The sequence below is a fragment of the Ktedonobacter racemifer DSM 44963 genome (assembly GCF_000178855.1).
Lineage (GTDB): Bacteria > Chloroflexota > Ktedonobacteria > Ktedonobacterales > Ktedonobacteraceae > Ktedonobacter > Ktedonobacter racemifer.
Map to the genome: position 1 here is coordinate 1,857,750 of NZ_ADVG01000001.1, position 14,161 is coordinate 1,871,910.

At 55.4% G+C, this 14,161-nt stretch carries 12 protein-coding genes; 7 read left to right on the forward strand and 5 right to left on the reverse strand.

Annotated features, from left to right (window positions below; translation table 11 throughout):
* The first annotated feature begins 889 nt into the window (after positions 1-889).
* The 4 genes from KRAC_RS08140 to KRAC_RS08155 all read left to right on the forward strand — a co-directional run bounded on the left by KRAC_RS08140 (position 890) and on the right by KRAC_RS08155 (position 5,049).
* The gene (locus KRAC_RS08140; RefSeq protein ID WP_007905977.1) at positions 890-1,849 is read left to right on the forward strand and encodes an ABC transporter permease; all 960 of its coding nucleotides are present in this window, start codon (positions 890-892) and stop codon (positions 1,847-1,849) included.
* A 20-nt stretch (positions 1,850-1,869) separates the two neighbouring features.
* Complete coding sequence (locus KRAC_RS08145; RefSeq protein WP_007905978.1) at positions 1,870-2,958, forward strand: ABC transporter permease; 1,089 nt, start codon at positions 1,870-1,872, stop codon at positions 2,956-2,958.
* Between the two features lie 90 nt (positions 2,959-3,048).
* Complete coding sequence (locus tag KRAC_RS08150; protein WP_007905980.1) at positions 3,049-4,026, forward strand: ABC transporter ATP-binding protein; 978 nt, start codon at positions 3,049-3,051, stop codon at positions 4,024-4,026.
* 15 nt (positions 4,027-4,041) lie between these two features.
* Complete coding sequence (locus KRAC_RS08155) at positions 4,042-5,049, forward strand: ABC transporter ATP-binding protein (RefSeq protein WP_007905982.1); 1,008 nt, start codon at positions 4,042-4,044, stop codon at positions 5,047-5,049.
* Between the two features lie 216 nt (positions 5,050-5,265).
* Here the strand turns inward: KRAC_RS08155 and KRAC_RS08160 are convergent, their stop codons facing one another.
* Positions 5,266-5,643, reverse strand: a complete 378-nt coding sequence (locus tag KRAC_RS08160; protein ID WP_157506350.1) for a response regulator transcription factor — start codon at positions 5,641-5,643, stop codon at positions 5,266-5,268.
* Positions 5,644-5,810: 167 nt separating this feature from the next.
* The gene (locus tag KRAC_RS08165) at positions 5,811-6,239 is read right to left on the reverse strand and encodes a response regulator transcription factor (RefSeq protein ID WP_157506351.1); all 429 of its coding nucleotides are present in this window, start codon (positions 6,237-6,239) and stop codon (positions 5,811-5,813) included.
* A 388-nt stretch (positions 6,240-6,627) separates the two neighbouring features.
* On the opposite strand from KRAC_RS08165, the gene KRAC_RS08170 reads away from it, so the two are divergent.
* The 3 genes from KRAC_RS08170 to metG all read left to right on the forward strand — a co-directional run bounded on the left by KRAC_RS08170 (position 6,628) and on the right by metG (position 11,144).
* On the forward strand, positions 6,628-7,650 hold the full coding sequence (locus KRAC_RS08170) for a ThiF family adenylyltransferase (RefSeq protein WP_040442137.1): 1,023 nt from the start codon (positions 6,628-6,630) through the stop codon (positions 7,648-7,650).
* Positions 7,651-8,110: 460 nt separating this feature from the next.
* The gene (iscB, locus tag KRAC_RS08175) at positions 8,111-9,370 is read left to right on the forward strand and encodes an RNA-guided endonuclease IscB (RefSeq protein ID WP_007905989.1); all 1,260 of its coding nucleotides are present in this window, start codon (positions 8,111-8,113) and stop codon (positions 9,368-9,370) included.
* 97 nt (positions 9,371-9,467) lie between these two features.
* Positions 9,468-11,144, forward strand: a complete 1,677-nt coding sequence (gene metG, locus KRAC_RS08180; RefSeq protein ID WP_007905991.1) for a methionine--tRNA ligase — start codon at positions 9,468-9,470, stop codon at positions 11,142-11,144.
* Positions 11,145-11,199: 55 nt separating this feature from the next.
* On the opposite strand, the gene KRAC_RS08185 is transcribed toward metG, so the two are convergent.
* The 3 genes from KRAC_RS08185 to tsaD form a co-directional block, all read right to left on the reverse strand.
* The gene (locus KRAC_RS08185; RefSeq protein ID WP_007905996.1) at positions 11,200-11,814 is read right to left on the reverse strand and encodes a GNAT family N-acetyltransferase; all 615 of its coding nucleotides are present in this window, start codon (positions 11,812-11,814) and stop codon (positions 11,200-11,202) included.
* A gap of 93 nt (positions 11,815-11,907) precedes the next feature.
* Complete coding sequence (locus KRAC_RS08190; RefSeq protein WP_007905998.1) at positions 11,908-12,942, reverse strand: ROK family protein; 1,035 nt, start codon at positions 12,940-12,942, stop codon at positions 11,908-11,910.
* A gap of 8 nt (positions 12,943-12,950) precedes the next feature.
* The gene (tsaD, locus tag KRAC_RS08195) at positions 12,951-14,117 is read right to left on the reverse strand and encodes a tRNA (adenosine(37)-N6)-threonylcarbamoyltransferase complex transferase subunit TsaD (protein WP_007905999.1); all 1,167 of its coding nucleotides are present in this window, start codon (positions 14,115-14,117) and stop codon (positions 12,951-12,953) included.
* Positions 14,118-14,161: the final 44 nt, after the last annotated feature.

Sequence of the window (14,161 nt, forward strand, 5' to 3'; positions counted from 1 at the left end):
AATGATATGGGATAATGACTGAAATGACGAGGATTTCTCAGCTAGCATCCATGCCTGTAACATAAGACAAACGTCCTATTAGGAAGGGAGGCGCGATAAGGGCCATCCGAACGTTCATTATGACCTTCTCTCCCCATGGAAACGCCGTTCCTATGGCATACAATAACATATAATAGCTCAAGAATAGACGCTGGTAGACCGCCATCTGCGTTCTGTTCTTGTAAGTCTTTCTACCGATTGTCTCTTGTATAATCTTCTTCTGTGAGAGAATTCGACATCTTCCGGCGTAATGTAAAGTGAAAGCACAAGAAGAGAGGCTCATCCGTAGGTAGTAGTTTTTCTCTCGACTCAAACCAATAGAAACTGATCATTTTAACGCGTCTTTTACAATAAGAACAGTACCAGGACCCTGATAAATTGCATTCAGAATATGATAAAGCACTTTATCAATACGCTAAAAGCCCTTGTTGCCACTAAAAAAGCGACAGAGGTAAGACGCGGGATCCGGGACTGAATGCGGAACGAATGAGCAGTTGAGGCAAATCGACTAGAAAAAGAGTGAGGTATCCCTCTTCACTGGAATGTAGCACGCACTGCATATAGAGCAGGAGGGCTACAACTACAGTACGAGCGCGCTCACCCTGGTTACACTCTTACTCATTTCTTACACTCATATCTCAAACGGCTCGCTTGACATACGCATCAGGCTAACTTACAATAGACAGCATCTATCCACGATCATGCACGGGTAGTTATAATCGGAGATCGTCTATGGAGAGGTGCCGTTTCATAGATATCGTACGATGAGCAAGAAATCTAGCATTTGCGCATAAGACCATCGTGGTCAACCTAGCACACCAAACCTCGAGTAGGGAGTAAGGGGTACAACATGGTTCAATTCCTCGTAAAGCGGCTAATAGGGCTCGTTTTTGTGATTCTCGCCGTGACTTTCATCACATTCATTTTCGGCTATTTGGCTCCAGGCGATCCCATCAGAGCACTTTTAGGCCAGCACCAAGATCCTGTGCTGTATGCCCAGCTAAAGCATCAGTATGGCCTTGATCTACCCTGGTATCAACAGTATTGGAACTTCCTCAGTGGTCTGTTCCATCTCGATTTTGGCTATTCATTCCATACACAAGGACGCCCTGTCTCGGAGATCATCCTCCAGGGAATCCCCGCCTCAACCGAACTGGGGATATGGGCATTGACGCTGACGTTGCTCCTGGGTATTCCGACAGGAATTGTCGCGGCTCTCAAAGCCAATTCCTGGCTCGACACCCTGCTCATGGGAACGTCATTGATTTTCTGGGCCCTTCCAGCCTTTATTCTTGCCATCTTTGCGCAGGTTCTCATCGTGTGGCTCGACAAGGTAACGGGCTACCCCTGGCCCGTGGCCAACTGGGGAACAGTGTGGAGTTACAGTTGGAATGATATCCAGTACAAAATCGTGCCTGTGATCATCTTTTCAGCTCTTGGCTTTGCTTTCTATGCCCGCCTGACTCGCACCACCATGCTAGAGGTTCTACGCCAGGACTATGTGCGTACTGCGCGTGCCAAGGGCCTGCATGAGAGCGCGGTTGTGTACCGCCATGCCTTCCGCAACACACTGATCCCAATCATGACCGTGCTTGGCCTGGCAATTGGTACCATTGTGGCGGGTGCCTTCTTCATTGAGCAGATCTTCAACATTCCTGGAATCGGCTCTGCCGGTTTGCAGGCGGTGACGGACCGTGATTACCCGGTCATTCAAGCTACTACCGTCCTATTCGCGACCTGTGTTGTGTCCGGCAACCTTTTGTCGGATATTTTCTATACATTTGTTGATCCCCGCATCAAAGCCGAGTAGGAGACAGGAGACACTAGAATATGGAAACAAGAGACAAGAACAATGCCTCCCCTGGTATGATAGCGCCTGACACAGCCATGCCAATGGAGAGCGAGTACGCGGTCGAAACAACGGGCAAGGATGGAATCCAGCCCGACATGCGGCAACAAAAAAAGTCGCCGACTCCTTTACAGGATTCCATGCGCCGCCTGCGCCGTGACAAGCGCGCCATGATCAGCCTGGCGTTCCTCATCTTCTTTATTATCTTGCCCATTATTGGTCCAGTTATCTACCAACATGTTGGGGGTACCTATAACAGCACCACCTATGGCAATATCAGCCCCCAGCAGTATCATGATCCCTTCCACCAGGAATTGGATCGCCAGGATGAAAATCCTTCAGGGCAATACTTGCTCGGTACCGATAGCGTGGGTCGCGACCTCTTCGCACGCTTGATGGCAGGTATGTTGATCTCCATCACTGTCGCTGTCGTCGTTGAGATCATTACGGTCGTGCTTGGCCTGACCGTAGGTATCCTCGCTGGCTTCTATGGCGGGTGGATTGACCAGCTCTTGGCCCGCTTTACCGATATTATGTTCGCCTTCCCAGGCCTGCTCTTCACCATCCTGCTCGCCGGTATTTTCGGCTCTTCGGCAGATGCAACCTTCAGCCATATCCCACTCGTGGGCGCAAACGGCAATGCACGCCTCGTGCTGGTCTCGATGGCCCTGGCCCTGGTTGGCTGGCCCTTCATGGCCCGCCAGGTTCGTGGCCTGACCCTCCAGTTGCGCGAACAGCAGTTTGTGGAAGCCGCGCGCACCATGGGTACCACTGACTGGAACATCATCGTCCGGCACATCGTTCCCAACCTGTTTAGCATCGTTATTGTGCAGGTCACCCTCGACCTGGGTTCAATCATCATCAACGAGGCCGGTCTGAGCTACCTGGGCCTGGGTGTACAGCCTCCTGGCTCCAGCATTGGTCTGATGATTAATGATGCCTCCAACCTGGTCGATACTCATCCTTGGGAGGTCCTGTTGCCTTCAATTGTGCTTACGATTATCGTCTTGAGCTTCTCGTTCCTGGGTGATGGCCTGCGTGACGCCTTCGATCCACGATCTAAAGACTAGTTACCACTTCTCCGAAAACCTGAGCGCGGAGCGCTAGTCGCGAGAGCGACGTTGGGTTTCGGAATAAGATCTTAGCGGAGTAACATAACGATGACAGCCAATTTGTTGGATGTAAAAAACCTCAAAACCTACTTTTTTACGCGCAGTGGAGTGGTGAAGGCCGTAGACGATGTGTCCTTCTCTATCAAACCAGGCCAGACACTCGGCGTCGTGGGCGAGAGTGGCTGCGGTAAGAGTGTCACCGCGCTCTCTATCATGCGCCTGATCGCCAACCCTCCTGGCAAGATCGTGGGTGGCGAGATCAACTTTAATGGCGAAAATATTCTGGACAAAGACATGGGCGAGTTGACCGACCTGCGCGGCAGCAAAATCTCCATGATCTTCCAGGACCCCATGACCTCTCTCAACCCGGTTTTCACCGTGGGTTACCAGATCGCTGAGACGGTCAAACGCCATAGAAAAGATGTCACCAATGACCAGGCCTGGAAGCGTTCGGTTGAGATGCTTGACCTGGTGCGTATTCCTGACGCGAAGCGCCGCGCGAAGAACTATCCCCACGAGTTTAGTGGTGGCATGCGCCAACGCGTCATGATCGCTATCGCCCTCGCCTGTAATCCCCAGTTGCTCATCGCAGACGAGCCGACAACCGCTCTTGACGTGACCATTCAGGCCCAGGTCCTGGAACTGATGAAGGGTCTCTCGCAGGAGTTTGGCACGGCCGTCATGCTTATTACCCATGACCTGGGTGTGGTCGCAGGCACCTGCCAGTATGTGAACGTAATGTACGCGGGCCATGTCGTAGAGTCAGCCCCGGTCAAGCAGATCTTTGAAAGCCCTGCCCATCCCTATACCATCGGCCTACTCAGATCGATTCCCCGCCTCGACGAGGGGCGTGGCTCCCGACTCACACCTATCGCCGGTCAGCCACCCGACCTCTCGAACCCGCCCGTCGGGTGTCCATATGCTCCACGCTGCCCTCGGGCGCAGAGCCGCTGTTTGAAGGAACTTCCGGTATTGCAGCCAGTCGGACGCGGCGAACAAGCAGCAGCCTGTTTCTATCCAAACTAAGGGGAAGAAAAGACGATGGTACAACAGCAAGTAGAAACTCCAAAGCAGACTGGAACCACTCTCGTCGATGTAAAAGGCTTGAAGGTTCACTTCCCCATCAAGGGCGGTCTCCTTGGTCGCCAGGTTGGTTCGGTCAAAGCCGTAGATGGTGTCGACCTGCACATCCGCCGTGGTGAGACGCTCGGCCTGGTAGGAGAGAGCGGCTGCGGGAAGAGTACGACGGGTCGCGCGATCCTTCAGCTCATCAAACCGACCGCTGGTAGCGTCAAAGTCGATGGTGCCGAACTCACAACGCTCCCAGCGGCTGAGGTTCGACGCAGGCGTGCGCAGATGCAGATGGTCTTCCAGGATCCCTATGCCTCGCTGGACCCGCGCTTCACCATTGGCCAGATCGTGTCTGAGCCTCTGGAGAACTTCAATCGCGGCAACGCCAAGCAGGTCCAGGAAGAGGTCGCCAGTCTGCTCAAGACAGTAGGTATCAACCCCTCTTACGTCAACCGCTTCGCGCACGAGTTTAGCGGTGGTCAGCGTCAGCGTATCGGTATCGCTCGCGCCCTGGCACTGCGTCCATCCTTTATCGTGGCCGACGAGCCGGTCTCGGCACTTGACGTCTCGATTCAGGCGCAGGTATTGAACCTGTTGCAGGAGCTGCAGGGACAGTTTGGTCTGACCTACCTCTTCGTCGCCCACAACCTCTCGGTCGTGAAGCATATCAGCGACCGCGTGGCCGTGATGTACCTGGGGCGCGTAGTAGAGCTGGCTAAGAGCGAGGCGCTCTATGAAACGCCACTTCACCCCTATACCCAGGCGCTTCTCTCAGCGGTCCCTGTGCCTGATCCGACCATTGAGTCACGCCGCAAGCGTATCATCCTTGAGGGTGACGTACCCAGCCCGGTCAATCCACCCAGCGGCTGTAACTTCCACCCCCGCTGCTGGAAAGCCCAGGCCATCTGTCGCGAGCAGATCCCCCAGTTGGAGGAGAAGCAGCCCAATCACTTTGCGGCCTGCCACTTCCCCGGCTAGCTACTGCCTGCTCGTTCCCTTTCAACTCGAGCACACAGAGACAGAAACACAACAGGGGAGGGGTTCTCAAATTGAGAGCCCCTCTCCTGTTGTGTTTCACTCAAACCTCTATATCACCAAGCACATATAACTCCCCGCGAAGCGTCGCAGGCGCTGAGAATAGCTTATGACAGGGGAGATAATCAACAAGAACAAAAAAAGAACGCCCCGCAAGGCTTAAACGTGGGTACGGCGCTCGAGGCGCTTGATACGTAAGAGGAGACGGATACGGGCCAGCAGGTGTAGCCCATCAAATGGCTTGACGACATAGTCATCCGCGCCCGCGTCAAAGCCAGCGACCTTGTCCTGGAGCGTTGAAAAAGAAGAGAGAAGCAAGATGGGAAGATACGAGAGGGAGGACCTGGCGCGCACATAGCGACAGAGTTCTAGCCCATCTTCCGATCTCAGGTGAACTTCTAGCACCAGGATATCGGGAGGGGCTGCTTCAAGCGCCTGCCTGGCCTCTCGTAGAGAGGCTACAGATTGAACAGTGAACTGGTCGCCAACCACGCGTTGTAGCTTCTCGTATGCAAGCACTTCACTGTCGACGAGCAAAATACTTAACCTACGCAATACCTGTAACCTACATGCTTTGTATTACGCCGTGGCCAGGGTATGGCCGCCGGAGGCCGAGCTACAAATTTGTTACTCAAGATGAGAGTAAGAGAGAAGGGCTATTTATTGCCGCCTTTCGATATGTGCGCGAGCAGCACAGGAACAATCTATTCGCAATCCGTCTGCGTGCGCACCAGGTGATCAGTACGATTCTGGCGCTCCTGAGGTGTCAGGCGCAGGACCCGCTCAATGGCCTCATTTAAGGCGGTTGGCTTAAACGGTTTGGTCAGGTATTCATCGGCTCCTGAAAGTAAACCCGTCATCTGATCTTCTTCACGCGTCATCGCGCTTAAAATAATCAGCGGAATATCAGCCGTACGAGCATCACCACGCAGACAACGCACGAGTTGATAGCCACCCATACGGGGCATCTTCACATCTATAATCACGCAATCTGGATGCTCGGCATAGACCTGCTCCAGCCCTTGCACACCATCATAGGCAACCGCAACCTGATAGACACCCTGCAAGTTCACCGCATATTTGATGAGTTCTACGATGGTCGGATTGTCATCGATAACCAATACTTTTTTCATAGCATTCCCGCTATTCATAAAAAGGTTCCCCATCACAAAGCACAATCGTACTGGTTACAGGTTCCGCAGAGTTATCACTCTTTTGCATTGTAACACAGTTCTCTTCTACTGCCAACCTGCATTCTTCCGATTTGCGCACGCCTCACCGGCGACTATATGCATCCTTACGAATGGGCAACGACACTGCTATATCAGTATGGTACATCATATATCCAGTAGGAGCAACTTGAAACAGTATGCCTTTGATGCAGGCTGCTGGGATGAGTCCTTAAAGCTCCGGGGAGAGCCAGTATGCCAGATGTGCCTATGTATGTTAGAATACACTGGACATGCGTACCATTTTCGCAAACAAGAAATTTCAGCAGGCACAGCGAAGGGAAACATTGTAATGCTCGAACGCTATTCACGCCAGACACTCTTCGGACCCATTGGCAAGGAGGGGCAGGAACGACTGCATGCCTCCACAATCGCCATCATTGGCTGTGGTGCTCTGGGCACCGTTCTGGCAACGAATCTGTGTCGTAGTGGCATTGGGCACCTGACTATTGCCGACCGGGACTACATCGAGCTCAATAACCTGCAACGCCAGATTCTCTTCGACGAAGAGGATGTCGCCAGGCACCTGCCCAAGGCCATCGCCGCCGTTGAGAAACTGCACAAAGTGAATAGCGAGATTACTATTGAGGCTCGAGTCGAGGATATCCAGGCCGAGAGCATCGAGGAACTGGTACGCCAGAGCGACCTGGTCATCGATGCCACCGATAACTTTGAGACACGGTATCTGCTCAACGATGCCTGTATCAAGCACCAGCGTCCCTGGATCTATAGCGGGGTCATTGCATCGTATGGCGTCACCATGAATATTCTCCCGGGTGAGACCCCCTGTCTGCGCTGTGTCTTTCCCGAGATGCCCCTGCCCGGTACCACGCCTACCTGCGATACGGCAGGCGTGCTCAATGGTATTGTTGGTGCAATCTCAGGAATCGCCTCAACCGAGGCGCTCAAAATACTTTTGCAGAGTGAGAAAATCAGCCGTGACCTGGTCTGGATGGACCTGTGGGAAAACACGGCTGAGCGCATCGCGCTCCCACGGCAACCCGACTGCCCCGCCTGTGGAGAACACCACTATGAATTTCTTGACGCGGAAGTCGGGTCCGTCACCACGACCCTGTGCGGGCGAAACGCGGTACAGGTACGCAGTACTTTTGGGAAGAGTGGAGGAAGATTGGATTTTGCCGCGCTCGCGGAGCGTCTCGCTTCAGTAGGAGAGGTGCAGTACAACGATTTCCTGCTGCGCTGCGTCATTGATGGCTATGAACTCACCATCTTTCCGGATGCGCGGTCCATTATCAAAGGGACAGATGATGAACAGGTCGCACGCTCTCTCTACGCGCGTTTCATCGGCATGTGACCTTCAACTACTCACCTGATGTGCAACTTTTTTGCGTAACTTCTCGCGCCTACGGCGCTCGCCTGGGTAGCCGCGTACGCAAGTAGCGGGCCCGCTACTTGCGTACGCGGCTACTACCCGAAATAACTTGCACGTGGGGTCACCATAACATCACACACGACTTTTACCACTGTCAATGACCTCCGGTCAGAGACCGGAGGCTTGTGAGAGCCTAGCTTTTGCAAGCCGATTGACCAGACCCGGTTCTTGAGAGAGCGGTGCCGAGCTTCTCTGCGTCACCGCTCCCGCTGAGAGAACCCCGATGCTTCCAAGTGTTCAAGATCGTACTGGCGGGTGCTGCCCCAGCCTACCACCCTACAACGGCTTCTTTAACCAGGGATGAGGTCAGTCCCCGTGAGAAGCCGAAAGTACCGAGAGGCATCATGGTCGAGGGGAAGAGAAAACTCCGAAAGGAAGTCTTATGGAATCATCCATCATCTATGTCTTGAGTATCTCAGGCCAACCTTTGATGCCAACCACACGACACAACAAAGTCTGGTACTGGCTCAGACGGGGACTGGCCAGGGTGGTACGGCGAGAGCCATTTACTATCCAATTGTGTTTTGAGACCTCCATCCATACCCAGCCCGTGAGTGTGGGCGTTGATACCGGCTCGAAAACCGTGGGGGTGGCAGCCACCACGAATGGCGAGGTGGTCTATCAGGCTGAGGTACATCTGCGTACCGATATCAGCGAGAAGATGACCCAACGCCGCATATACCGACGGAATCGTCGCGCTCGCAAGACGCGCTACCGCGCTGCCCGTTTTGCCAATCGTCGTCGCCAGGCGGGGTGGCTTGCCCCGTCCTTGCGCTCCAAAGCCGAGGCCACCGTCAAGGCGGTGCGCCTGGTCGCATCCTTGCTGCCAGTGGGCAAAGTAAACGTCGAGGTGGGCAGTTTCGACACGCAGAAACTCCAAAACCCCGAGATCACCAACCTGCAATATCAGCAGGGCGAGTTACAGGGCTATTTGCTGCGCGAGTATGTTCTGGAGAAGTGGCAGCGCACCTGTGCATACTGCGGTGTACGAGGCGTTCCTCTGGAACTAGAGCATATCGTTCCCAAATCCCGATGGGGCAGTAATCGTGTCAGCAATCTGACGCTGGCCTGTCGCCCGTGCAACGAGCGCAAGGGGCAGAAAACCGCAGCTGAGTTTGGTTTCCCCCAGATCCAGGCCCAGGCTCGGGTCCCATTGAAAGATGCGGCCCATGTCTCCGCGATAAAAACCAGCGTGCTCCAGCAACTTCGAAGTTTCTTTGGGGCCACTCAGGTGAGCGTGACCTATGGGTACGAAACCAAATACAAGCGCATCCAGGTGCTTGGTCTGCCTAAATCCCACACCAATGATGCTGTCGCCATTGCCTGTGAGATAGGGGAGCGGGTCACGCCACGGGAGGAGGTCTATCAGATCCGCTGCCTACCACGGGGGCAATACCAGCGCTTCAATGGGCACCACAGTGAGCACAAGTGTTGGGCACCACGCAAGGTGCGAGGCTTCAAGCTCTCTGAAGTGGTCAAGGCCAAAGGCATGGTGGGCTACATTAGGGGACGACGCGAGAAGGGAGCATTTCTCATCAAAGAGGTGAGCAGTGGCAAGAAACTGATCCAGGTCGTACCCAGCAAATTGGAACGCGTGGCGCGCCCGACGCAGGGGTGGATGATCATGCGAAAACCTACTTGAGAGCATCTTGAAAAGGAGGGTGGCGCTTCCTCCCCCAGTTGAAACATGGGGGTAACCACGCCACCGGAATCATGTAAGGGAGATTTTAAAGGAACTCATGAATGAACATATTCTCGTTTGCGTCGCCTGGCCCTATGCCAAGACATCAACCCATGTAGGCCAGGTTGTTGGCGCCTATCTTCCTGCGGACACGTTCGCACGCTATCACCGCATGGCAGGCAACCAGGTACTGATGGTATCGGGCAGCGATGAGCATGGCACCCCCATTCTCGTTGATGCCGAGCGCCAGGGCATTTCGCCCCGGGAGTTTGTCGCACGCTATCATCAGCAAATTTGCGAGGTCTGGGAACGCCTGGGCATATCCTGGGATCTCTATACCGAGACCGGCACAGAGAATCACTACCGGATTACGCAAGATTTTTTCCTGACCCTGTATGACAAAGGCTACATCTTCAAAGACACCATGCAATCGCCATACTGCCCCACAGACCGGCGTTTCCTCCCCGACCGCTATATTGAAGGGACCTGCCCCCACTGTGGCTACGATTCCGCGCGTGGCGACCAATGCGACAACTGTGGCAAGACGCTTGATCCAGTGGACCTGATTCGCCCACGCTGTCGCCTCTGCGGAAGTAAGACCAGCACGCTCGAAATGCGCCAGACCGAGCACTTCTTCCTGGATCTCCCCAAACTCCAGGAGCCACTTGCAGAATGGCTCAACCAGGGCAAGGAGCACTGGCGACCCAATACCCTGGCCTTCGCGCTCAACTGGATCAAAGAGGGCCTGCGCGCACGCGCCATCACACGCGACCTGGATTGGGGCGTCCCCATTCCCATTGAGGGCTACGAAGATAAACGCATCTATGTCTGGTTCGATGCCGTCATCGGTTACTTCTCCGCCAGTGTGGAATGGGCCGAGAAACAGGGCAAGCCCGAGGCCTGGAAGACCTGGTGGGTACCAGGCCAGACCGATCCAGCCGTCAAGGCCTACTACTTCATTGGCAAGGATAATATTCCCTTCCACACCATTATCTGGCCCGCCATGCTGCTCGGCTATGGCAATCGTAACCTTCCCTACGATGTGCCAGCTAATGAGTTTATGACCATGAGTGGAGCCAAGGCCTCCAGCAGTCGCGGCAACGTCATCTGGACGCGTGACGTGCTTGAGCGTTACAGCGCGGATACCTTGCGCTACTACCTCTCGGCGACCGCGCCCGAGGGACGCGATACCGACTTCACCTTCGATGAAATGCTGCGCCGTAACAACGACGAGCTGGTCGCCACCTATGGCAACGCTGTCCATCGTACGCTCACCTTCTTGCAGAGCAAATTCGGCGGCGTCGTGCCTGAGCCACGCGAACTCAATGAGGCTGACCGCGCCATCCTGGCCGAAGTTGAGCGCGGCTATAAGCAGGTGGCGCATAGCATCGAGCAGTGCCACCTCAAAGATGGTCTCCAGGCCGCCATGGTGGTCGCCCGCGCCGCGAACCGCTACCTGGACGAACAGGCCCCCTGGAAGCAGATTAAAGTGGACCGTGAAGCCGCTGGCACCACCATCTATGTGATGCTCCAGGTGCTGAGCGCGCTGCGCATCCTCTTCTGCCCCTACCTGCCCTTCTCCTCGCAGAAGCTGCATGAGTACCTGGGCTTTACGGGCGATGTAAGCAAGCAGGCATGGCGCCAGGAGGGCGTGGCGGCCAACGCGACGCTACCCAAGCCCGCGCCGCTCTTCCCCAAGCTAGAGAGCGACCAGGCCGAGGTCGCGGTCAGTTAGCCAGAAAGAGACAGAGAGAAGGGCGGTGACCGCCCTTCTCTCTGTCTCTTTCTGGCTATGTAGCATTTGAGGCGAGACGCTTGCCCATCAGGATCGCGATCTCGTGCTCGGAGGAGCCAGGGGGATAGGAATGCTGCTGAATGCCCCAGATTTCCAGGCCATTGTGCAGGTAGAACTGGATGGCGGGATAGTCAATGTTTTGTGTCTCCAGCACCATTGCCCAGCAGTCGCGTTTTCGTGCCCAATCCGCCGCGCAACGCAGTAACAGCGAACCGACGCCGTAGCGCCGGTACTGTCGCCCGACGATTACATCTTGAATACGCATCACGGCATACTGGGGATCGATACTGAGCAGGATCGCGCCAGCAATATGCCCCTCCGCTACGGCAACATAACCGCCTTCAATCGCTTGTAGTTGTTGCGCGACATCTTCCAGCGTCCGTCCCGCGAAGAAATCTTTGTAAATAGGAGGATCGACCTGGGTCTCCAGCAAGTCAAAGGCAAACGCCAGGCGACTCAGCTCTTCAGGCGCGGCCTGCGGGAGAAGGTGATCGCGCACATGCAACGTGTACACACGATCCGTTTCGAAATCATGCTCTAATTTATAGAGGTCCGGGGCGTCATTGACCTGCACAGCGCGCACTTCGATGTGGGGTGTCTCTTCGTCCATGACAACAGCCACCAGAGTCTTTCTGGCCTAGAGGCCATAGGCGGCGCCACCGCCCTTGAGCGATGACGCCACGTTCATTACATAGCAGCCTGCCTACTTTTTCTGCTTGTCGTTATCCTGGGCCTCGCCATCTAATTGAATGCCCGCGGCCATGGCTCCCATGCAGGCCGCTCCCACCACGCCGGAGAAGTCGCCGAGCTTGGCCTTATGGATAGGTGTACGACGCGCCGGTGTTGCCAGAGCCGCGGTACGCGCCCGATGCTCAGCCGTATCGAAGAGCAGGTCGATGGCTTCAATCACGCCGCCACCCAGAATAATGCTCTCGGGATTGTAGACGTTCATAATACTGCCCAGAGCAATACCGAGGTAGTTCGCCGCTTCCTCCACCACCTCAATTGTCAGTTCATCCTTCTGGCGAATGGCGTCGGCAAGGATACCCGAGCGGATAATCGTCTCGCCCTGTTTCAGCTGGCGCTGTGCATCGCTCGCCAGAACTGATTGGCGACCATGATGGATTTCAGCCATAATGGCGCGGGTGATCGCTGTACGCGAGGCATAGGCCTCCAGACAGCCACGAGCACCGCAACCACAGATACGTCCACCAGCCTGAATCACCATGTGCCCAATCTCGCCAGCGGTCCCGGTGCTCCCCGTATAGAGATGCCCCTCCTGCACGATACCCGAGCCAATGCCTGTCCCAACAAAGACGCAGATAAAGTTGCTGTAACCACGACCGGAGCCATAGAGGAACTCACCACGCGCCGCCACCTCGACATCGTTGCCTACCGCGACTGGTACGTTGAATTGTTTCTGTAGAATTTGTCCCAGCTGCATATTGCGTACGCCCAGGTTAGGGGCATCGATGATCACTCCATTCTGGCGGTCAATCATGCCCGCGGCCCCCACCCCAATCGCCACCAGGTTATCACTCGCGTCCAGGTTTGCGCTCTGAATGGCAGCCGTGGCCAGCTCAATGGTCCGCTGGCTGACAAAATCGGCGCCACGCTCAGCACGTGTACGCTTACGCGCGGAGGCCAGGACCTCGCCCGTCTGTACATCCACGACAGCGGCAAGTGTTTTGGTTCCTCCCAGGTCAATACCGAGAGCATAGGTTTTTTGTTTTGGCATTTTCCACGTCACCTTTGAACAAATGGCAAACTAAGACCTGGCTGCACATCAAGATCAAGCCCATGCCGCTCTCCCCGGCTCAGGTGGAAAAAGGCCGCGCTTGCAATCATCGCAGCATTGTCTGTACAAAACTCAATCGGCGGGTAGCTCAGTCGCACATGGAGCGGCGTCAATTCGCGCTGTAGGCGCTCACGAAGGCTCGCGTTGGCGGCCACTCCACCTGCCAGCACCACTTGCTTAACATTGTACTCTTGAGCGGCCTGGCGCGTCTTGACAGCCAGTACATCCACAATGGCTTCTTGAAAGCTTGAGGCCAGCAGAGCCACATCGGGCGCTCCCGCCTGCGCGGCCTGCTCGCCCATACGAGCATAGCGGCTTCCCTGCTTGGCCTGGCCAGTGCTGCGTAGCTCAGGCGCGACCCCAGTTGCCCCCTCGGCCAGGTGCAGCATGGCGGTCTTCAAACCGCTAAAGCTGAAGTCATAGGTACCACGTAGCCAGGCCCGTGGCAAGAGATAGGCTTTACGAGCCTGCTTCAGTGATTTCTTCTGTTGGCGCAGTTCCTCTTCGACCCGCTGTGCCGCCTGCTGGATAGCTGGCCCTCCTGGATACCCCAGGCCTAGAATACGCGCGACCTTGTCAAAGGCCTCGCCCGCCGCATCGTCACGCGTCTGACCCAGCAATTCATAGTGTCCATGTTCGCGTACCAGCACGAGTTCGCTGTGAGCGCCAGAAACCACCAGGCAGATCAAGGGAAACTCTGGATCGCCCTCGTTGATGGCCCCAACTCCTGCCTGCGGTTGCTCACCCTGGCGCAACCAGTTCGCGTAAATATGCGCCTCCAGGTGGTTCACCCCCACAAAGGGTTTAGTACGTGCCAGGGCCAGTGATTTCCCTACGGTCAGGCCTACCAGCAGCGAGCCTGCCAGTCCCGGCCCATAGGTAGCCGCAATCGCGTCCACATCATCCCAGCCACAGTGTGCCTGCTCTAACGCAGCCTCCAGTACGGGGATAATGGCCGTGAGTTGCTGACGCGAGGCAACTTCCGGCACGACTCCCCCATAGCGATTATGCACCTCAATCTGTGAGGCCACGATATTTGAGAGCAGATAGCGCCCATCTTGAACAATTGCAGCCCCTGTCTCATCACAGGAGCTTTCGATACCCAGTACAAGCATAGATACAGTCCTAATAAATGAAATAACCCGATGTGCAATGTGTT